Origin of the sequence: Inquilinus sp. Marseille-Q2685, assembly GCF_916619195.1 — a bacterium.
Taxonomy (GTDB): domain Bacteria; phylum Pseudomonadota; class Alphaproteobacteria; order DSM-16000; family Inquilinaceae; genus Inquilinus.
On the sequence record NZ_CAKAKL010000007.1, the window covers coordinates 22,775 to 43,578 of the forward strand.

General features: G+C 69.4%; 19 protein-coding genes and 1 tRNA gene. 16 read left to right on the plus strand and 4 right to left on the minus strand.

Features of this window, described 5'->3' with window-relative positions:
• Nucleotides 1–8 precede the first annotated feature (8 nt).
• The 12 genes from LG391_RS25835 (at nt 9) to LG391_RS25890 (ending at nt 8,763) form a co-directional block, all read left to right on the plus strand.
• On the plus strand, nt 9–545 hold the full coding sequence (locus LG391_RS25835; RefSeq protein WP_225770934.1) for a DsbE family thiol:disulfide interchange protein: 537 nt from the start codon (nt 9–11) through the stop codon (nt 543–545).
• Nucleotides 542–1,009 (plus strand): cytochrome c-type biogenesis protein, encoded by a 468-nt coding sequence (locus LG391_RS25840; RefSeq protein WP_225770935.1) that lies wholly within the window; start codon nt 542–544, stop codon nt 1,007–1,009. Before LG391_RS25835 ends, LG391_RS25840 begins: the two co-directional genes overlap by 4 nt.
• On the plus strand, nt 1,006–2,394 hold the full coding sequence (gene ccmI, locus LG391_RS25845; protein WP_225770936.1) for a c-type cytochrome biogenesis protein CcmI: 1,389 nt from the start codon (nt 1,006–1,008) through the stop codon (nt 2,392–2,394). Before LG391_RS25840 ends, ccmI begins: the two co-directional genes overlap by 4 nt.
• 153 nt (nt 2,395–2,547) lie before the next feature.
• A complete protein-coding gene (locus LG391_RS25850) occupies nt 2,548–3,144 on the plus strand; it encodes a hypothetical protein (RefSeq protein WP_225770937.1) in 597 nt (198 codons plus the stop codon).
• Between the two features lie 282 nt (nt 3,145–3,426).
• Nucleotides 3,427–4,164: an ABC transporter ATP-binding protein gene (locus tag LG391_RS25855; protein ID WP_225771252.1), complete on the plus strand. Its 738-nt coding sequence runs from the start codon at nt 3,427–3,429 to the stop codon at nt 4,162–4,164.
• Between the two features lie 103 nt (nt 4,165–4,267).
• Nucleotides 4,268–5,059 carry a transporter substrate-binding domain-containing protein gene (locus tag LG391_RS25860; protein WP_225770938.1) on the plus strand — a complete coding sequence of 264 codons (792 nt, stop codon included), beginning with the start codon at nt 4,268–4,270 and terminating at the stop codon, nt 5,057–5,059.
• A 77-nt stretch (nt 5,060–5,136) separates the two neighbouring features.
• A complete protein-coding gene (locus LG391_RS25865) occupies nt 5,137–5,934 on the plus strand; it encodes a transporter substrate-binding domain-containing protein (RefSeq protein ID WP_225770939.1) in 798 nt (265 codons plus the stop codon).
• A gap of 55 nt (nt 5,935–5,989) precedes the next feature.
• Entirely contained in the window at nt 5,990–6,727 is a 738-nt protein-coding gene (locus LG391_RS25870) for an ABC transporter permease (protein WP_225770940.1), read from the plus strand.
• Nucleotides 6,728–6,729: 2 nt separating this feature from the next.
• Nucleotides 6,730–7,425 carry an ABC transporter permease gene (locus tag LG391_RS25875; RefSeq protein ID WP_225770941.1) on the plus strand — a complete coding sequence of 232 codons (696 nt, stop codon included), beginning with the start codon at nt 6,730–6,732 and terminating at the stop codon, nt 7,423–7,425.
• 54 nt (nt 7,426–7,479) lie between these two features.
• Nucleotides 7,480–7,953 carry a GNAT family N-acetyltransferase gene (locus LG391_RS25880; RefSeq protein WP_225770942.1) on the plus strand — a complete coding sequence of 158 codons (474 nt, stop codon included), beginning with the start codon at nt 7,480–7,482 and terminating at the stop codon, nt 7,951–7,953.
• Between the two features lie 82 nt (nt 7,954–8,035).
• Nucleotides 8,036–8,470: a CBS domain-containing protein gene (locus LG391_RS25885; protein WP_225770943.1), complete on the plus strand. Its 435-nt coding sequence runs from the start codon at nt 8,036–8,038 to the stop codon at nt 8,468–8,470.
• A gap of 128 nt (nt 8,471–8,598) precedes the next feature.
• The gene (locus LG391_RS25890; RefSeq protein WP_225771253.1) at nt 8,599–8,763 is read left to right on the plus strand and encodes a DUF1328 domain-containing protein; all 165 of its coding nucleotides are present in this window, start codon (nt 8,599–8,601) and stop codon (nt 8,761–8,763) included.
• A 223-nt stretch (nt 8,764–8,986) separates the two neighbouring features.
• Here LG391_RS25890 and LG391_RS25895 read toward each other — a convergent pair.
• Nucleotides 8,987–9,062, minus strand: a tRNA-Ala gene (locus tag LG391_RS25895).
• Nucleotides 9,063–9,256: 194 nt separating this feature from the next.
• On the opposite strand from LG391_RS25895, the gene LG391_RS25900 reads away from it, so the two are divergent.
• Complete coding sequence (locus LG391_RS25900) at nt 9,257–10,219, plus strand: complex I NDUFA9 subunit family protein (RefSeq protein ID WP_225770944.1); 963 nt, start codon at nt 9,257–9,259, stop codon at nt 10,217–10,219.
• A 57-nt stretch (nt 10,220–10,276) separates the two neighbouring features.
• Here LG391_RS25900 and LG391_RS25905 read toward each other — a convergent pair whose 3' ends face one another.
• From LG391_RS25905 to LG391_RS25915, 3 genes are all read right to left on the minus strand, one after another.
• A complete protein-coding gene (locus tag LG391_RS25905; protein ID WP_225770945.1) occupies nt 10,277–11,287 on the minus strand; it encodes an alpha/beta hydrolase family protein in 1,011 nt (336 codons plus the stop codon).
• A 68-nt stretch (nt 11,288–11,355) separates the two neighbouring features.
• A complete protein-coding gene (locus LG391_RS25910; RefSeq protein WP_225770946.1) occupies nt 11,356–12,894 on the minus strand; it encodes a glycosyltransferase family 39 protein in 1,539 nt (512 codons plus the stop codon).
• A gap of 226 nt (nt 12,895–13,120) precedes the next feature.
• A complete protein-coding gene (locus LG391_RS25915) occupies nt 13,121–13,429 on the minus strand; it encodes an antibiotic biosynthesis monooxygenase (RefSeq protein WP_225770947.1) in 309 nt (102 codons plus the stop codon).
• A 120-nt stretch (nt 13,430–13,549) separates the two neighbouring features.
• Between LG391_RS25915 and LG391_RS25920 the strand changes: the two genes are divergently transcribed.
• From LG391_RS25920 to gltB, 3 genes are all read left to right on the plus strand, one after another.
• Nucleotides 13,550–14,506 (plus strand): hypothetical protein, encoded by a 957-nt coding sequence (locus tag LG391_RS25920; RefSeq protein ID WP_225770948.1) that lies wholly within the window; start codon nt 13,550–13,552, stop codon nt 14,504–14,506.
• A gap of 233 nt (nt 14,507–14,739) precedes the next feature.
• Nucleotides 14,740–16,188, plus strand: a complete 1,449-nt coding sequence (locus tag LG391_RS25925; protein ID WP_225770949.1) for an NAD(P)-dependent oxidoreductase — start codon at nt 14,740–14,742, stop codon at nt 16,186–16,188.
• A 21-nt stretch (nt 16,189–16,209) separates the two neighbouring features.
• Nucleotides 16,210–20,781 (plus strand): glutamate synthase large subunit, encoded by a 4,572-nt coding sequence (gene gltB, locus LG391_RS25930; protein WP_225770950.1) that lies wholly within the window; start codon nt 16,210–16,212, stop codon nt 20,779–20,781.
• Nucleotides 20,782–20,804: the final 23 nt, after the last annotated feature.

A 20,804-nucleotide genomic window follows, 5' to 3' on the forward strand; every position in this document is an offset into this window, starting at 1 on the left:
GATCGTCGATGCGCCGACTGCTGTTCCTCCTGCCGCTGCTGCTGCTCGTCGCCCTGGCCGTCGGGGTCGGCACCAGGCTCCTGTCCGGCAGCGACCCGCAATCGCTGCCCTCGGCCCTGATCGACAAGCCGCTGCCCACCTTCGACCTGGCGGCTCTGCCCGGCCGGTCGGACGGCCTCGCCAATGCCGATTTCGGCGGCGCGCCGATGCTGCTGAACGTCTTCGCCAGCTGGTGCGTGCCCTGCCTGGCCGAGCATCCGGTGATCACCAAGCTCGGACGCGAGGACGGCATCCCGGTGCTGGCCATCAACTACAAGGACAAGCCGGAGGACGCGCTGGCCTGGCTGAAGCGCAACGGCGACCCGTATCGCCGGATCGGCGCCGATGCCGACGGCCGCACCGCGATCGACCTCGGCGTCTACGGCGTGCCGGAGACCTTCGTGATCGACAAGGCCGGCCGCATCCGCTACCGCCACCCCGGCCCGCTGACCCCGGACATCGTCGACCGCGAGATCCGGCCGCTGCTGGCGGAGCTGGCGAAGTGAGGGGACGTGCCGTCCTCGCGGCGCTGTTTCTGGCTGTCGCCGCGGCCGCCCCCGCCGGCGCGATAGAGCCGCAGGAACAGCTGGCCGACCCGGCGCTGGAGGCGCGCGCCCGCACCATCAGCCAGGAGCTGCGCTGCCTGGTCTGCCAGAACGAGTCGATCGACGATTCGAACGCCGACCTGGCCCGCGACCTGCGCCGCATCGTGCGCGAGCGCCTGACGGCGGGCGACACCGACGACCAGGTGGTGGGCTTCGTCACTGCGCGCTACGGCGACTACGTCCTGCTGCGCCCGCCGCTCCGCGCCGGCACGCTGGTGCTGTGGTTCGGCCCGGTGGTGCTGCTGTTCGCCGCCATCGCCTTCCTGATCCTGCGCCGCCGCCGGCGCCCGGCCGAGGCGGCGCCGCTGTCGGCCGAGGAGAGCCGCCGCCTGGCCCGGCTGATGGACGAGGAACAGGCGCCGTGACCGGCTGGATCTTCTGGATCGTCGCCGCGGTGATGACCGGGGGCGCCGTGGCGCTGCTGCTGCGGCGCCTGTTCGCGACCGATGCCTCGCTCCCCTCCGGCTCCGACGCGGCGATCTACCGCGACCAGCTGAAAGAGTTGGAGCGCGAGCGCGCCGCCGGCGAGATCGGCGCCGCCGAGGCCGAGGCGGCGAAGGCCGAGATCGGCCGCCGCCTGCTGGCCGCGGCCGGGCAGGCGCAGCCGGCGGTCGCGGCCCCCGCCGTGCCGCCGCGCCGCGTCGCGTTCGGCCTCGCCGTGCTGCTGCCGATGGCGGCGCTGGCGATCTACCTGGCCGAAGGCACGCCCGGCCTGCCGTCGCAGCCCTTCGCCAGCCGCGACCCGGGCGAGCGCGAGGCGGTCCAATCCGCAGTGGCCGAGGCGCGGGCGCTGGAGCAGCGCCTGGCCGCGAACCCGCAGGACCGCGCCGGCTGGGTGGAACTCGGCCGGCGCTGGAGCCAGCTGGGGGAGAGCGCGAAAGCGGCCGACGCCTATGGCCGCGCCATCGGTTTATCGGGAGGTGGCCTGGATGGAGCCGATCCGGAGCTGATCAGCCTCTACGGCATGGCCTTGGTCGGCGCCAATGGCGGCACCGTCACCGAGACCGCCCGCGCCGCCTTCCAGCAGGTGCTGTCGCTGCGCCCCAACGACATCCGCGCCCGCTACATCCTGGGGGTGGGCAACGCCCAGGCCGGTGACGACCGGGCGGCGCTGGAATTGTGGCAGGGCGTCGTGCGGGATTCGCCGGCCGATGCCCCATGGCTGCCAGAGCTCCGGCAACGCCTGACCGATATGGCGCAGCGCCTTGGCCTCGACCCGAAGACCGCGATCCCGGAACCGCAGCCGGCAGCCCGGCCGGCGAACGGCCCGGCCGCCGCCATCGCCTCGCTGCCGCCGGACGAGCAGGCCAAGGCGATCCGCGGCATGGTCGACGGCCTGGCGGCGCGGCTGCAGCAGTCGCCCGACGATCTCGAAGGCTGGGTCCGCCTGGCCCGCGCCCGCGGCGTGCTGGGCGAGGCCGATGCCGCCGCCGACGCCTATGCCAGGGCCGCGGCGCTGGCGCCGGACAACAACGACCTGCTGCGCGCCTATGCCGACGCCCTGCTGGCCGCCGGAAAGGGCGAGGAGGTGCCGCCGCTGCTGGAGACCGGGCTGCGCCGCATCCTGGCGTCGGATCCGAACGACCTGCAGGCCCTCTGGTTCCTCGGCGTCGCCGCGCAGAAGGCGGGCCAGCCGGAGGAGGCGCGGCGGCTCTGGAGCCGGATGCGCGACCAGTTCCAGGAAGGCAGCGCCGAGCGCCGGGCGATCGAGGGCCGCATCTCCCAGCTGCCGGCCCCTGGCGCGGGGTGAGAAGGCGGCGCTCTATTTTCAGGAGATGCCATATCTAGATTGTCTATTAAGGGTTGAATTTACGCTGGCTCCGGCCTAGTGTGATCGGGACGTCCACCTGCCCGGAATTCCGATATGTCTCGATTGGCGATCCGTTGGCGGGGGGCGGGCAGGGTGGGGCTGGCCGGCCTGCTGCTGGCTGCCTGCACCCACTCCCTGATCGTGGTGAAGCCGGACATCCCCGGCGATCTGCGCCCGGCGCGGACACACGACTACCCGGTCGGGGAATATTTCGGTCCGTCGGTCACCTGGATCGCCGGGACGGCCATCTTCAAGACGTCGGATTGCAGCGCGCACGAATTTCCCTACTCCGTCGGGTCGGACATGGCCGATCTCTTGAAGGAGATCGACAGGGCGTCGTTCTCCCGGGTCGATCCCCTGACCGGGCCCCGGCAGGAAATCCCGGGGGTTCGGCGCACCATCGCCTTCGAGCTCGCCCTGATGCGGGTCTCCCTCAGCAGCGAGCGTATCAGCTGGGGGACGGCGCGGCGGACCGTCGAGGCCGAGCTGGAGATCCGGGTCGTGCTCTCGACCGACGGACACCGTGTTCCCCTGGACAAGGTGATCGGTCGCGGCGAGGCGCAGGCGCTGGGGTCGGTCTTCGCGGGCTGCGGCGCGATCGGCGACCTCATCCCCACGGCGATCGGCCGCAGCCTGCAGGCGGCCGCGGCGGACTACATGACCAGGATCGCCGATCCGCGGCGGTTCTGATGCCGCGGGGACATACGGCCTTCGTCACGTTCCGCCCGGCCGCCATCGGCCGCCGGGGACGATGTGGCCAAGATTCATCGATGCCCTGCAATTTACGCGATGAAATCCGGTGCCGGACTTTCGTCTTCGCGGCTGCGGCGTCGCGGCGTCGGGCCGCGGTTGACCGGCACCGGGAAACAATGCTTGTTTCGACTGCAACGAGAACTCGGGTGAGGCTCTTTTATCGTGGTCTCTGTTGCTGCCGCCGCGGCGCCCTCGGACGGGGCGATCGTCGTCGAGGATATGCACAAGCGGTTCGGCAAGCTCGAAGTGCTGAAGGGCGTTTCGCTGCGGGCCCGCCAGGGCGACGTCATCTCGATCATCGGCTCCTCCGGCTCGGGCAAGAGCACGCTGCTCCGCTGCATCAACCTGCTCGAGATCCCCAATGACGGCCGCGTCTGGGTCAACGGCGAGCTGATCCGGATGCGGAAGCTGCGCTCCGGCGAGGCCGAGCCCGAGGACAGCAAGCAGGTCGACCGGATCCGCGCCTCGCTCGGCATGGTGTTCCAGAGCTTCAATCTGTGGTCGCACATGACCGTGCTCGAGAACGTGATCGAGGCGCCGGTGCATGTGCTGAAGGTGCCGCGCACGGAGGCGGTCGAGCGCGCCGAGGCGCTGCTGGCCAAGGTCGGCATCGCCGACAAGCGCGACCACTATCCCAGCCATCTCTCCGGCGGCCAGCAGCAGCGCGCCGCGATCGCGCGGGCGCTGGCGATGCAGCCCAAGGTGATGCTGTTCGACGAGCCGACCTCGGCCCTCGACCCCGAGCTGGTGGGCGAGGTGCTGCGGGTGATCCGCCAGCTGGCGGAGGAAGGCAACACCATGCTGCTCGTCACCCACGAGATGCGCTTCGCCCGCGAGGTGTCGAGCAGGGTGATCTTCCTGCACCAGGGGCGGACGGAGGAGGAGGGGACGCCGGCCGAGGTGTTCGACAATCCGCGCTCGGAGCGGATCCGCCAGTTCCTGAAGGCGCAGCATTGATGGGTGCCGCTTCGCCGTGATGCTTGACCGCGCGCGGCAGTTTCGGAGAAATCGGCCCATCCAACCCGGGACCGCAGGGTCCCAGTTCTGAACGGGAGACTTCATGATGAAGAGCTGGTTGTCGCTGGCCGCCGCCGCGGCCCTCGCGCTGGCCGCCGGCACCGCCTCGGCGGAGACGCTGCGCGTCGGCACCGAAGGCGCCTATCCGCCGTACAACGCCACCGACGCCTCGGGCAAGCTGGTCGGCTTCGAGATCGATCTCGCCAACGAGCTGTGCAAGCGCACGAACATGACCTGCGAGATCATCCAGCAGGACTGGGACGGCATGATCCCGGCGCTGCTGAACAAGCGCTACGACGCGATCATGGCCGGCATGTCGGTCACCGAAGAGCGGATGAAGCAGATCGCCTTCTCCAAGCCCTACAGCACCACCCCGGCCTGGTTCGTCTCGGCCAAGGACGGCGTGCTGAAGGACGCCAAGACCCTGGCCGACATCCAGGCGGCGCTGAAGGGCAAGTCGGTCGGCGTGCAGCGCTCGACCATCCATCAGAACTTCCTCGAGGCCAAGGTGCCGGGCGCCGATGTGAAGCTCTACGACACCCAGGACGACCTCAACCTCGACCTGCAGAACGGCCGCATCGACGCCGGCCTGGCCGACAGCCTCGGCTGGAAGGACTTCCTGGCCAGCGACGCGGGCAAGGGCTACAGCAATTTCGGCCCCGGCCTGACCGGCAAGGACGACCCGATCTTCGGCCTCGGCGTCGGCATCGGCCTGCGCAAGGAGGACACGGCGTTGAAGGAGAAGCTGGACAAGGCGCTGGACGAGGTGAATGCCGACGGCACGATGACCAAGCTGTCGGTGCAGTGGTTCGGCTTCGACACCTCGATCAAGTAAGCGGAGAACGGGCGCCGGCCGATGCGGTGCCGGCGCCCGGCCTCAAGCGGGACGCGGGTCCCAGAACGGAAAAGACCATGACCAAGATCTGGTTGTCCCTGGTCGGGGCGGCGGCGCTGGCGCTGGGTGCCGGCGCGGCATCCGCCGACACGCTGCGCATCTGCATGGAAGGCGCCTACCCGCCCTTCAACAACACCGATTCCACCGGCAAGATCATCGGCTTCGAGGTCGACGTCGCCAATGATCTGTGCAAGCGGGCCGGCCTGACCTGCGAGATCGTGGCGCAGGATTGGGACGGCTTCATCCCGGCGCTGCTGAACAAGCGCTGCGGCGCCCTCATGGACGGCATGTCGATCACGGCCGAGCGGCTGAAGCAGATCGCCTTCTCCGTGCCTTACACCGACGCGCCGGCCTGGTTCGTCGCCGCCAAGGACGGGATCCTGAAGGACGCCAGGACCCTGGCCGACGTGAAGGCGGCGCTGAAGGGCAAGACCATCGGCGTGCAGCGCTCGACCACCCATCAGAACTTCCTCGAGGCCGAGTTCAAGGACGCTGAGATCAAGCTCTACGACACGGTCGACGAGCTCAACTTCGACCTCGTCAACGGCCGCATCGACGCCGGGCTGGGCGACAGCACGTCCTGGGCTTCGTTCCTGAAGAGCGACAGCGGCAAGAACTACGCCCATTACGGCCCGACCTTGACCGGCAAGGACAATCCGCTGTTCGGCCAGGGCATCGGCATCGGCCTGCGCCAGGAGGAGAAGGAGCTGAAGGCCAAGCTCGACACGGCGATCGAATCCATGAAGGCAGACGGGTCGCTGTCCAAGCTGGCGATGCAGTGGTTCGGCTACGACCCGCTGGCTCCAAGCAACTAAGAAGTTCCCGGGCGGCCTTACCGGCCGCCCGTTCCGTTCCAGGCAGCGGTAAGGCATGCAAGGACTGATCGATTCGCTGCTCCACTGGGCACAGCTCTTCGACTGGGGCGACCAGGGCTGGGGGGACGAGTTCGTCCTGGCCGCCGGGATGACCGTCCTGCTCTCCACGGCCAGCTTCATCTTCGGCATCGTGGTCGGGCTGATCGCCGCCTGCCTCAAGGTCTGGGGCGGCTTCGTGCTGCGCGGGCTGATGGAGGTCTACACCACCGTCGTCCGCGGCGTGCCGGAGCTGCTGATCATCTATCTGCTGTTCTTCGGCAACGAGCGGGCGATCAACGCCATCCTCGGCCTCATGGGCATCGCCCAGCCGTTCCAGCTGAACGAGTTCGCGATCGGCGTCCTCGCCGTCGGGCTGATCTCCGGCGCCTATTCGACCGAGGTGCTGCGCGGCGCCATCCAGGTCATCCCGCACGGCCAGATCGAGGCCGGCCGGGCCTTCGGCATGCACGGCTTCATGGTGTTCCGCCGCATCATCCTGCCGCAGACCATCCGCCTGGCCCTCCCGGGGCTCGGCAACATCTGGCAGCTGATCCTGAAGGACACGGCCCTGGTCTCCGTCGTCGGGGTGACCGAGCTGATGCGGATCAGCCAGGTGGCGGCGCGGTCGACGCGTGAGCCGTTCCCGTTCTTCATCACCGCGGCGGTGCTGTTCCTGGTCATCACCACCTTCTCGACCAAGATGTTCCGCAAGGCCGAGGCGCATTACGACCGCGGCGTGCGGCGGGCGGGCTGACCATGGATCTCGACCTGATCCTCGACACCTTCGGCCGGCTGCTCGGCGGCGCCCTGGTGACCGTCCAGCTGATCGTGCCGGCGCTGGCCATCGGCGTCGTCATGGCCATGGTGCTGGCGGTGATGCGGATGTCCGGCAACGGCATCCTGTCTCGCCTGTCCCGCGCCTATGTCTTCGTGTTCCGCGGCACGCCGCTGCTGGTGCAGATCTTCCTGATCTATTTCGGCCTCGGCCAGTTCCGCCCCTTGTGGGAAGCGCTCGGCGTCTGGAACTGGCCGCTGCGCGAGGCCTTCCCCTGCGCCGTGATCGCCTTCGCCATGAACACCGCCGCCTATACCAGCGAGATCATCCGCGGCGGCCTGCAGGCCGTGCCCTTCGGCCAGATCGAGGCGGCGCGCGCCTGCGGCATGTCGCGGTCGCTGGTGTTCCGGCGGATCACCGTGCCGATCGCCATCCGCCAGGCGCTGCCGGCCTATGGCAACGAGATCATCCTGATGGTGAAGGCCAGCTCGCTGGCCTCGATCATCACCATCATGGAGATCACCGGCATCGCCAAGCAGATCAACTCGCGCACCTTCGCGCCCTTCGAGGTGTTCACCGCCGCCGGCATCCTCTATCTCGCCATGAACTTCGTGGTGGCGCAGGGCGTGCGGGCGGTGGAATGGAAGATCACCCCGCATCTGCGCCGGCGCAGCTGACCGCCTCGTTCCGGCACTGTCGGGCGGCCGGGAAACGCGGCTAGACTGGCGCCGATGTTCACCTTCACGCCGCTCCGCCCCGCCGACCTGCCGCGCCTGCGCCTGTGGCTCGCCATGCCGCATGTCCGCGCCTGGTGGGGCGACCCGGACACCGCGATCCGCGAGATCCGCCGGCTGATGGCGTCGGACTGGGCCGAGCCCATGCTGGTCGCCTGGCAGGGCCGGCAGATCGGCTATCTGCAGGCCTATGACGCGGTCTCCGCGGCGCCGGGCGGCGCGGAGCCCGGCAGCTTCGGCATCGACCTGTTCATCGGCGAGCCGAGCTATGTCGGCAAGGGGCTCGGCACCGCCTTCCTCGGCGCCTACACCGACCGGCTGCTGAAGGGCGGCCGGGCCGCGCGCATCCTGGCCCGGCCGGCCCGCAGCAACCACCGCGCCGTCCGCTGCCTGGAAGGAGCGGGGTTCCACCGGCTGGACGATCCGGGCGGACCGATCCTGCCGATGGCCAAGGACCGGCCCGGCCTTTAGGACGAGCCGGGAAACTGCCGAGTCGCGGTCCGGCGCAGGCGTGTTATGATTCCCCAAAACCAGAACAGATCGGGGAATCGCCATGAACGTTGCCCGCATTCTGAATGTGAAGGGGAACACCGTCATCCATGTCGCGCCGGACCTGCGGCTGGCCGAGGCGGTGGCGCTGCTGCGCGACAAGCGCATCGGCGCCGTCGTGGTCAGCGGCGACGGCCGCCGGATCGACGGCATCCTGTCCGAGCGCGACGTCGTCCACCGCCTGGCCGACAAGGGGCCGGCCCTGCTGGACGAGCCGGTCTCCGCCATCATGGTCCGCACTGTCATCACCTGCGGCCTCGACGACACGGTGGCCGAGCTGATGGGAATGATGACCCAGCGCCGCTTCCGCCACCTGCCGGTGGTGGACGGGCAGGGGCTGCTCTGCGGCATGATCAGCATCGGCGACGTGGTGAAGGCGCGGCTCGACGAGATCGAGAGCGAGGCCGAGAGCCTGCGCGAATACATCACCACCAGCTGACTGCCCCGATCCAGCCGAACGAAGCGGGAACTGTCGGGCGGCAGGCCCTGTTCTTGCGAGTGAACGTCCGTGCCGGCGCCGCCGGCCGGCCGGCTCACAAGAACGAGGTGTCCGACATGTTCGGCAGTCTGCTCCACTGGGCCATCGTGTTCCTGATCGTCGCACTGGTCGCGGCGCTGTTCGGCTTCGGCGGCATCGCCGGCACGGCCATGGCCGGCGCCAAGCTCCTGTTCTGGGTCGCGATCGTGATCTTCGTGATCATGCTCGTCGCCGGCCTGGTCAGGCGCGGCTAGCGCGGTCCCGTCAGGCCTGCACCAGCGGCCGGATGCCCCGACAGGCGTCCGGCCGTTGTGGTGACAGGCCGTCCCGTCCTGTCATTGCCGGGCTTGACCCGGCAATCCAGAAGATGTCGACGCTCTCTGGATGCCCGGGTCAGGCCCGGGCATGACAATGAGGAGTTCGCTGGACACAACAAGTCCGTCCAGCAGCCGATCAGCAGGAATGTCATCGGAGAGATGGTGGAGCTGAGCGGGATCGAACCGCTGACCTTCTCATTGCGAACGAGACGCTCTCCCAACTGAGCTACAGCCCCACGAATTCGGACCCGGGCGGTTGGGCATCCCGGCGAACGGCGCGGAATATCGTGCCCGGTTCATGGCTTGTCAAGCGCCTGATCCGGGCGTCCGTCGCTTTTTCTCGGCGCTCGGTTTGAAACCTCCGACGGCTCGGATATAAGGGGGGCCGGGCCGCAGCCGTGGCGGCCGGTTCGGGTTTGCAGGCGGGACCATGACGGACTTCATCGGCCAAAAGACGGTCACCCTTTTCGGCGGCACCGGATTCGTCGGCCGCTACGTGACGCAGATGCTGGCGCAGCGCGGCTGGCGCATCATCGTCGCCTCGCGCCACCCGGACCGGGCCCTGCCGCTGAAGACGGCGGGGGCGGTCGGCCAGGTCGTCCCGGTCTTCGCCGATGTCCGCGACGACGGCTCGGTCGCGGCCGCGGTGGCCGGGGCGGATGCCGTGGTCAACCTGGTCGGCATCCTGTTCGAGCGCGGCAAGCAGCGCTTCGACGCCATCCATGCCGAGGCCGCGGGCCGGGTCGCCCGCGCCGCGGCCGCCGCCGGCGCCGGCCGCTTCGTGCAGATCTCGGCGATCGGCGCCTCGGCCGACAGCCCGTCTTCCTACGCCCGCACCAAGGCGGCGGGGGAGGCGGCGGTGCGCGCGGCCTTCCCGGGCGCATCGATCCTGCGCCCGAGCGTCGTCTTCGGGCCGGAGGACGGCTTCTTCAACCTGTTCGCCAACCTCGCCCGAACCGCGCCGTTCCTGCCGCTGTTCGGCGGCGGCACCACCCGGTTCCAGCCGGTCTATGTCCGCGACGTCGCCGCCGCGGTCGTCGCCTGCCTCGAGCAGGACGGCACCGCCGGCCAGACCTATGAGCTCGGCGGCCCGCGGGTCTACAGCTTCCGCGAGCTGATGGAGCTGACCCTGAAGCAGACCGGTCGCAGGAAGCGCCTGATGTCCCTGTCCTGGGGCATGGCCGTCTTCGAGGCGAAGCTGTTCGGCCTGCTGCCGAAGCCGCCGCTGACGCCGGACCAGGTGAAGCAGCTCAAGATCGACAACATCGTCGCCCCCGGCGCGAAGACGCTCGCCGATCTCGGCATCCAGCCGACCCCGGCCGAGCTGATCCTGCCGAGCTATCTCGACCGCTACCGCCCCGGCGGCCGCTTCGGCAACCGCATGGTGGCCTGACTCGGTCGTCTCGGTCCGTAGGTGGGTTCGCCGCTGGCGACCCCACCTGCGCAACCGTCATGCGGTCAGCGCCCGGCCGAGGAAGGGCAGGCTCTCGTCCATCCGGTAGTCGACCGAGGAGTGGTTGTCCGGGAACTCCTCGTAGCGGTGCGGCACGCCCAGCCGCTCCAGCGACCGGTGCAGGCGGCGGGCGCCGTAGATCAGGTTGTACTGGTCGATATCGCCGCAATCGATGTACAGGCCCTTCAGGGACTTCAGCGCGTCGGCATGCCGGTCGGCGATCCGCACCGGGTCCCAGTCCAGCCAGTTGGCCCAGCGCTCCTCGATCACCTCGCAGGTGTCCTGGGTGACCGGCAGCCGGATGCCGAGGAACTGCGACGGATCGGGGTCGTAGGTCGCCGCCATCGCCAGCTGCATCAGCACATGGATGTCGGCATCCGGGATCTTCTTGGCCGATTCCAGCGCGCCCATGAAGCGCTCGATCGAGTGCTCGTGCTTGGTCAGAGCGCGCAGCACGGTCGGCATGTCGGCCAGGTACACCAGCTCGAACCCCATGTCGCCGGAATGGCACGCCGCCGCGCTCCAGGTATCGGCCCGTCGCATGGCATGGATGATGGCGCCGTAGCCGCCGGAGCTCTTGCCGAACACACCGCGCCGGCCGGGCCCGCCGCAGCCGAGCCGCGCCTCCACGGCCGGCAGCATCTCGTCGATCAGGAAATCCTCCCACCGGCCCATGGCGGCGGAGTTGATGTACTGGTTGCCGCCCAGGCGGGTGAAGCAGTCCGGGAAGGCGATCACCACCGGCGGCAGCTTGCCCTCGGCGATCAGCCGGTCGGCGCGCTCGGGCACGTTCTCGCCGAAGTTCTTCCAGTTGGTGTGCGACGGGCCCCCGCCGGTGAAGCCGACCAGGTCGACCAGCAGCGGCAGGTCGCGCCCGTCATGTCCGGCCGGGATGTAGAGGTCGACACGGCGCTCATGCGGGTCGCCCAGCAGGTTGCCCCGCAGCACCCGGCTGTCGACGGTGATGCTCTCCAACTGCCCGCGCGGGGCGGTCCGGTCCTTGCGCATGCGTTCGCTCCCCTGGGGTTGTGATCCCACCCTAGACCGAGTCCCGGTCGGTCGCATCTCCTGGCCGCTCAGAAGGGCCGCAGATGGATCGGCTGCAGCGGCAGCGTCTGCCCTGGCTTAACGAAGACGACGACGAAGTCGAAGGGCCGGCCGGTCACGCCGCCCACGCGCTTGGCCAGGCTGAACTCGGTGCGCCAGGTGTCCAGCCCCTGATACTTCGCGGCCTCGCCCAGGCACCAGTCGTCGTCCTTCAGGCAGATCACGGCCAAGCCGCCGCGGCGCAGCCGGTCGGCGTCGATCCAGGGGGCGTAGGCCGGGGCGAAGGCGGTGAAGTCGGTCGGGTGGTCCGGGCTGTAGAAGGTCGCGCCCAGGGCGTAGCTCTCGGTTCCGGCGACGATGGCGAGCTTCGTGCCGACCCGCTGGCGCCACAGCGCCGTCACTCGTTCGGCCACCAGCCGCCGCGGCTCGGCCGCATGCTCGATGTCGTGCCGCAGGGTCCAGGCGCCGGCGAACGGGGCCATAGCGAGCAGCAGCAGCCCGCCGATGCCGGCCAGCAGCGCCAGCCGGCGCAGCGCCGCCCGGTCGATCGCGAGGCCCAGCCAGGCGATCGCGGCCAGCGGCGAGAGGCTGAAGATCGGGATAGCGAAATGGGTGTTGATCCGCACCGAGAAGATCAGCGCGATCAGCACCGTCAGCAGGAACGGGCCGAGCGCGAAGATCACCAGCGCCCGGCGGTCACCTGCGGACGGCATGGCGGGCCGGTTCTCCGGCGGCGCCGTCCGGCCGCGTCGCCATAGCCAGGCTAGTGCCGCGCCCAGCAGCGCGTGCAGCGCGGCGCAGCCGGCGACGAACACTGCGGCCTTGCCCAGGATCTCCAGCGGTTTGGAGCTGCCCTTGCTGGCCATGTACTGCATCGGGCCGATGGCGGCATGCAGGTGCCACAGCACATGCGGCGCCACCGCCGCGGCGAGGACGGCGACGGCGACATAGGGGGCGGGGCTGCTGAAGTAGCGGCGGCGGTCGGGATGGGCCAGCGCCGCGGCCAGGCAGCAGAGGAGGATGATGCCGCTGTAGTATTTCGACAGCATCGCCGCGGCCGCCGCCAGCCCCAGCGCCACGGCGCCGGCCAGGTCGCGCCGGTCGAAGCTGCGCAGGAACAGCAGCATCACCAGCGGCCACAGCGACAGCAGCACCGAATTGGCGTTGAAGTTCAGCGACTGGACCGTGAAGAAGGGCAGGGCCTCCAGCAGCAGCACCGCCGCCAGCCGGGCCGGGCCGGACAGGTATCGGCCGGCGATGCCCCAGACCGCGGCCAGCCCGATCGCGGCGTTGACCGAGGACAGCAGGGTGAAGGCCCAGTCCCGGGTCGGGAACAGGCTGAACCAGCCATGCACCACCCAGGCGTAGAAGGGCGGGTGCTTGTAGGTGCCGAGCGGCATCTCCTGCGCCCAGGAGAAGGCCTCGGTCATGTCGTTCTGCAGGTCTGATGGCGCCAGGTACAGCAGGCAGAAGGCGGTCCACATCACCACATGGGCCGCCAGCAGCAGCATCAGGCCGCGGGTGTCGCTGCCGGAGCGGCGGAGCGGGACGCTGATCGCGATGGACATGGTGCGGGCGGCGGCAATGGAACCGGCCCGTGGCGTTAGGCCCGGCCGGGGCCGGTGTCCAATTACCTCTTCGTATGCCGAGGGCGGATCCCCGCTCCGTCATTGCGAGGAGGCGAAGCCGACGAAGCAATCCAGGGGCCTGTTCGCACTGGCCCCTGGATTGCTTCCCCCGGCTCAGGGCCGGGGTCGCAATGACGGTGTGGGGCGGGAAGAAGCCCTCTGTGGATCAGATCGTACCCACCTCATAGGCCGTCTCGTAGCCGCCCGGCACGGCACTCTCCAGCAGCGGCTGGATCCGTGCCATGTGCTCGGTGAAGCGCGGGTCTTGGCGGAAGCGCTGGGCGTCTTCGGCGGTCTCGAACACGGTCACCAGCACGACGCTGCGCCCGTCCAGCGACCGGAACAGCCGCCCGCCGCGCAGCCCCGGGACCCGGCCGCGCACCCGGTGGTGCTGGGCCAGCTGCAGCTCCATGAACTCCTCGAACCGGCCGGGCTTCGGCGTGATCGTGCTGATCGAGACATAGGGCTTGGTCATGGTCGGCTCCCAGGGTGACGGCAGGAATCATCTTGCTACAGCTTCAAGCCTGCTTGAGGTCAAGGCCGGCAAACGCGATCGCAGTGGTATTACCGGCCGCTCTCGTTCATGGTATGTTCCATGGATGGGATGCGCCCCGATTGCGAGATGGAGGACCGGCCGGTCGACAGGGACCTGGCCTGGACGCAATGGGCGCTGGGCTCGCTGGCCGAGCTGGTCGACATTCATCTCCGCACGGCGCGGATGATGGCGACGGAGCAGTTGGCGACGCCGATCCTGCAGGCCAGGCCGGATTTCGCGCTGGCGCAGGTGCGCCTGGCCCGCTCGGTGCGGCTGTCGATCGCGATGAGCCAGCGGATCCGCGAGGGCTATCAGGAGCGCAGGGCCGGAACGGCGGAGCGCACGCCGGCGGAGGAGGCGGCCGCCGAAGCCGCCCCGGCCGAGGCAGTACCGGCAGCCGGGCCGAAGGACGGCGAGCCCCGGGCGGAACCGCGCGAGTCGCTGGTCGAGAGCGAATGCCTGGAGGACGAGCTCGAACCGGACGAGGCGGCGGAGGAGCGGCGCGACCTGGACCCAGCCCTGTTGCCCCGGGCCGGGACGGCGCCGCCGCGGTCGAGATCCCCGATCGCCTGCCCGACCGCCCTGCCGACGCCGTTCCCGTGGCCGCTCGGCCGGCTGAGGAATGGCATCCTGCACCCGACGAACCCGACACCGGCCGGCCCATGCCGGCTCTCCCGAAGCCGGACAGCAGCTGAGCCCGTGGGCGGTGCGACCGCGTGGGTTGGGTTCGCCATGCGAACCCAACATCTCGCCACCGCGCCTCTGTTAGGTTCGCGTGCCGTGAACCCAACCTGCGACACCGCTCCGCCTTCCATTCTCCCCCTCCCTTGCGGGAGGGGCAGGGGGAGGGGCCTGCGCGCGTCCGCGCGCGAACGTCCTGGTTACATCACGCGGGGATGTCGCCGGTCCTGGCCGCGACTACCCATGCCCTGGTCCCTCGCAAGGCTGGCCTGGGCGCGCGAGAGAGCAGCGTTTGAGCTTGCTCTCACGCCCTCTTGTGGAACAAGCAACGCCTGACAAGGCAACTGAGCGACACAATCAACCAATTGTTCCGAATCGGTCTCATTTTTCTTGAAACAATCGTTCCCGAATACTGCTCTAGCTGAGAATGGCTCTTAACAACGCGAAATTAGTCAACAAATATGACCTAATCGCGAAAAACTGCTCGCCAGAGCCTGCCGAAATCCGTAAATGTCGCGTCGGCCCCGCCGCTGCGGGGCTGTTCGACTCCGCGTGACGAGGGGCCGCCCATGGCGACGACCAAGATGCTGCAGTTCGTGAAGACCGCCGGCGAGATGCCGGCGAAACGCGCTGCCGAGACTCGTCGGCAGGACTGGCTCGAAGTCTACGGCCCCTATGTCCGGCAGAAGGCGGAGGAGCAGTCGTCGCGCTGCTCGCAATGCGGCGTGCCCTTCTGCCAGGTGCATTGCCCGCTGCACAACAACATCCCGGACTGGTTGAAGCTCACCGCCGAAGGCCGGCTGGAGGAAGCCTACGAGATCTCCTCCGCCACCAACTCCATGCCCGAGATCTGCGGCCGCATCTGCCCGCAGGACCGGCTGTGCGAGGGCAACTGCGTGATCGAGCAGTCGGGCCACGGCGCCGTCACCATCGGCTCGATCGAGAAGTACATCACCGACACCGCCTGGGCCGAGGGCTGGGTCAAGCCGCCGGCGCCGCTGCGCGAGCGCGCCCAGTCGGTCGGCATCATCGGCGCCGGCCCGGCCGGCATCGCCGCGGCCGAGCAGCTGCGCCGGCAGGGATATCAGGTCCATCTCTACGACCGCTACGACCGGGTCGGCGGGCTGCTGATCTACGGCATCCCCAGCTTCAAGCTGGAGAAGGACATCGTCGCCCGCCGGGCGCAGTGGCTGGCCGATGCCGGCATCTCCCTGCACCTGAACTTCGAGGTCGGCCGCGACGCCACGCTGCAGGAGCTGCGGTCGCGCCACGACGCGGTGCTGATCGCCACCGGCGTCTACAAGGCGCGCGACTTCCAGGCCCCGGGCTCCGGCCTCAAGGGCATCGTCGCGGCGCTCGACTACCTCACCGCCTCGAACCGCACGGGGCTCGGCGACGACGTGCCGGGCTTCGCCGACGGCACGCTGAACGCCGCCGGCAAGCGGGTGGTGGTGATCGGCGGCGGCGACACGGCGATGGACTGCGTCCGCACCGCGGTGCGCCAGGGCGCCGTCTCGGTGAAGTGCCTGTACCGCCGCAACCGCGCCAACATGCCGGGCAGCCAGCGCGAGGTGCAGAACGCCGAGGAGGAGGGCGTCGAGTTCGTCTGGCAGGCGGCGCCCGAATCCTTCCTGGGCGACGACGCCGTCACCGGCGTGCGCGCCCATTCGATCCATCTCGGCGTCGCCGACGCCACCGGCCGGCAGAGCCCGGTGGTGATCGAGGGCTCGGCCCACACCATCGAGGCCGACCTGGTGGTCAAGGCGCTGGGCTTCGACCCCGAGGACCTGCCGACCCTGTTCGACGCGCCGGGCCTGCCGGTGACCAAGTGGGGCACGGTCAAGGTCGACCACAAGACCATGATGACCGCGGTCGACGGCATCTTCGCCGCCGGCGACATCGTCCGCGGCGCCAGCCTCGTCGTCTGGGCGATCCGCGACGGCCGCGACGCCGCCGCCGCGATCGACCGTTACCTCGTCGCCCAGTCTGCCGCCGTGCCGGCGGTCGCGGCGGAATAAGCGAGCCGGAAGGAGCCAGCCATGAGCCAGTTCGAGAAGAACCCTGGTGTGAAGTCCGCCGGCCAGCGCTTCGTCGAGGAATACGACGCCAATGTCGCCCGGCTGATCGAGGCCCATGCCTACGACCCGGCGGAGGAGCACGACGCCTGCGGCGTCGGCTTCGTCGCCACGCTCGACGGCAAGCCGCGGCGCGAGGTGGTGCAGGCCGGCATCGACGCGCTGAAGGCGGTGTGGCACCGCGGCGCGGTCGACGCCGACGGCAAGACCGGCGACGGCGCCGGCATCCATGTCCAGATCCCGCAGCAGTTCTTCCACGAGCATGTCGAGCGCGTCGGCCACCGGCCGATGCCCGGGCTGATCGCGGTCGGCCAGGCCTTCCTGCCGCGCACCGACCTGGAGGCGCAGGAGAAGTGCCGCTGCCTGGTCGAGGGCGAGATCCTCAGCTTCGGCTACTACATCTACGGCTGGCGCCAGGTGCCGATCAACGTGGCGATCATCGGCGACAAGGCGAACGCCGCCCGGCCGGAGATCGAGCAGATCATGATCGCCAACCCCAAGGGGGTGCCGGAGGAGCAGTTCGAGCGCGACCTCTACGTCATCCGGCGGCGGATCGAGAAGGCGGCGCAGGCGGCCGGCATCGCCGATTTCTACCTGTGCTCGCTGTCCTGCCGGTCGATCATCTACAAGGGCATGTTCCTGGCGGCGCAGCTGACCGCCTTCTACCCGGACCTGCTGGACGAGCGCTTCGTCTCCAACTTCGCGATCTACCACCAGCGCTATTCGACCAACACCTTCCCGACCTGGCGCCTGGCCCAGCCCTTCCGCATGCTGGCCCATAACGGCGAGATCAACACGCTGAAGGGCAACAGCAACTGGATGCGCGCGCATGAGACGCGCATGGCCAGCCCGGTGTTCGGCGACGCGATCGAGGACATCAAGCCGGTGATCCAGGGCGGCAGCTCGGATTCGGCCGCACTCGACGCGGTGTTCGAGGTGATGGTCCGCGCCGGCCGCGACGCGCCGATGGTCAAGGCCATGCTGGTGCCGGAGGCGACGCCGATCGAGGCCGACATCCCGCCGGCGCATCGCGCCTTCGTCAGCTACTGCAATGCGGTGATGGAGGCCTGGGACGGCCCGGCCGCGCTGGCCATGTACGACGGCCGCTGGGTGATGGGCGGCATGGACCGCAACGGCCTGCGGCCGATGCGCTACACCATCACCAATGACGGCCTGCTGATCGCGGGGTCCGAGGCCGGCATGGTCCGGCTCGATGACAGCCGCATCATCGAGAAGGGGCGGCTTGGCCCCGGCCAGATGCTGGCGGTCGACTTGGCCGAGGGGCGCCTCTACCGCGACCGCGAGATCAAGGAGGTGCTGGCCGCCAAGCAGCCGTTCCAGGACTGGACCAAGCGGATCAAGGTGATCGACGGGCTGATCCGCGCCGGCGGCGAGGACACCGGCGCGGCGATGCCGCGCGAGGAGCTGCGCCGCCGCCAGGTCGCCATGAACATCACCATGGAGGACCTGGAGCTGATCCTGCACCCGATGGTGGAGGACGCGAAGGGGGCGGTGGGGTCGATGGGCGACGCCGCGCCGATCGCCATCCTGTCCGACCTGACCCGGCCGCTGCACCCCTTCTCCCGGCAGAACTTCAGCCAGGTCACCACCCCGCCGATCGACTCGCTGCGCGAGCGGCGGGGGATGAGCCTGCGCACCCGGCTGGGCAATCTCGGCAACATCCTCGACGAGGATGCCAGCCAGTGCGACCTGCTGCAGCTCGACAGCCCGGTGCTGACCAACGCCGAATACGAGGCGATGCGCGCCTATATGGGCACGACGGCGGCGGAGATCGACTGCACCTTCGACCTGCATGGCGGCGAGCAGGCGCTGCGCGACGCGCTGCGCCGGATCTGCCGCGAGGCCGAGGACGCGGTGCGCGGCGGCGCCACCCATATCGTCCTGACCGACCAGCATGTCGGGCCGGACCGGGTGGCGATCCAGATGATCCTGGCCACCGGCGCCGTCCACACCCACCTGATCCGCCAGTCGCTGCGCACCTTCACCTCGCTGAACGTGCGCTCGATGGAATGCGTCGACGTGCACCATTTCGCGGTGCTGATCGGCGTCGGCGCCACCACGGTGAACGCCTATCTGGCGCAGGAGGCGATCGCCGACCGTCAGCGCCGCGGCCTGTTCGGCGACCTGTCGCTCGACGCCTGCATGAAGCGCTACCGGCAGGCGGTCGACGACGGGCTGCTGAAGATCATGTCCAAGATGGGCATCTCGGTGATCTCGTCCTACCGCGGTGGCTGCAACTTCGAGGCGGTCGGCCTGTCGCGCTCGCTCGTCGCCGAATTCTTCCCGGGCATGCCCAGCCGCATCTCCGGCATCGGCATGGCCGGCCTTCAGATGAAGGCGATCGAGATGCACGAGGCGGCGTGGAACAAGAACGTCGTCACCCTGCCGATCGGCGGCTTCTACCGCTATCGCCAGGGGCAGGAGCGTCACGCCTGGGAAGGGCGGATGATCCACATGCTGCAGCAGGCGGTGGCGACCGACAGCTACTCGCTGTACCGGAAATATTCCGACATGGTCCGGCACCAGGCGCCGGTGGCGCTGCGCGACCTGCTGGAATTCGTGCCGGTGCGCGAGTCGATCTCGATCGACGAGGTCGAGAGCATCACCGAGATCCGCAAGCGCTTCGTCACCCCCGGCATGTCGCTCGGCGCGCTGAGCCCGGAGGCGCACGGCACGCTGAACGTCGCCATGAACCGGATCGGCGCCAAGTCGGATTCGGGCGAGGGCGGCGAGGACCCGGCCCGGTTCCGGCCGGACCGGAACGGCGACAACTGGAACTCCGCGATCAAGCAGGTCGCCTCGGGCCGCTTCGGCGTCACCGCGGAATACCTGAACCAGGCGCGCGAGCTGGAGATCAAGGTCGCCCAGGGCGCCAAGCCCGGCGAAGGCGGCCAGCTGCCCGGCTTCAAGGTGACGGTGGAGATCGCCAAGCTGCGCCACGCCACCCCGGGCGTGATGCTGATCAGCCCGCCGCCGCACCACGACATCTACTCGATCGAGGATCTGGCCCAGCTCATCTACGATCTGAAGCAGATCAACCCGGACGCCAAGGTCACGGTCAAGCTGGTCAGCCGCACCGGCATCGGCACCATCGCCGCTGGCGTCGCCAAGGCCAATGCCGACATCATCCTGATCTCCGGCCATGTCGGCGGCACCGGCGCCTCGCCCCAGACCTCGCTGAAGTTCGCCGGCGTGCCGTGGGAGATGGGCCTGTCCGAGGTGCATCAGGTGCTGACCCTGAACCGGCTGCGCCACCGCATCCGGCTGCGCACCGACGGCGGCATCAAGACCGGGCGCGACGTGGTGATCGCCGCCATCCTCGGCGCCGAGGAATACGGCATCGGCACCGCCAGCCTGATCGCCATGGGCTGCATCATGGTCCGGCAGTGCCACTCCAACACCTGCCCGGTCGGCGTCTGCACCCAGGATCCGGAGTTGCGGGCCAGGTTCACCGGCTCGCCCGAGAAGGTGGTGAACCTGTTCAGCTTCATCGCCGAGGAGGTGCGCGAGATCCTGGCCCAGCTCGGCTACCGCTCGATCAACGAGATCGTCGGGCGGACGGAGCTGCTGCGCGAGGTCAGCCGGGGCGCCGCCCATCTCGACGACCTGGACCTCAACCCGCTGCTGGCCAAGGCCGACCCGGGCGAGCATGCGATGTACTGCACGCTCGAGGGCCGCAACCCGGTGCCGGACACGCTGGACGCGCAGATGATCGCCGATGCCCGGCCGCTGTTCGAGCTCGGCGAGAAGACCCAGCTGACCTACTCGATCCGCAACACCCACCGCGCCGTGGGCACGCGGATGTCGTCGATGATCACCCGCAAGTTCGGCATGACCGGGCTGCAGCCGGGCCATGTCACGGTGCGGCTGCGCGGCAATGCCGGCCAGTCGCTCGGCGCCTGGGCGGTGCAGGGGCTGAAGCTCGAGGTGTTCGGCGACGCCAACGACTATGTCGGCAAGGGCCTCTCCGGCGGCACCATCGTGGTCCGGCCCTTCGCGGCGTCGACGCTGAAGACCAACGAGAACACCATCATCGGCAACACGGTGCTGTACGGTGCCACCTCGGGCAAGCTGTTCGCCGCCGGCCAGGCGGGAGAGCGCTTCGCGGTGCGCAACTCCGGCGCCACGGTGGTGGTCGAGGGCTGCGGCTCGAACGGCTGCGAGTACATGACCGGCGGCACGGCGGTGATCCTGGGCCCGGTCGGCGACAACTTCGCCGCCGGCATGACCGGGGGCATGGCCTTCGTCTACGACGCCGACGGCAGCTTCGCCCGCCGGGTCAATCCGGAGAGCGTGCTGTGGCAGCGGATCGAGACCCGTCACTACGACGAACTCGTCCGGTCCCTGATCGCCGAGCATGTGCGCGAGACCCAGAGCGCCTGGGCCGCCTCGATCCTGCACGACTGGCCGATCGAGCGGTCGAAGGTCTGGCAGGTGGTGCCGAAGGAGATGGTGTCGCGGCTGCAGCACCCGATCCATGGCGAGGAGGAGGCGCTGCGCATCCCGGCGGAGTAGGCCAACGACGCTCGCTGCAACCC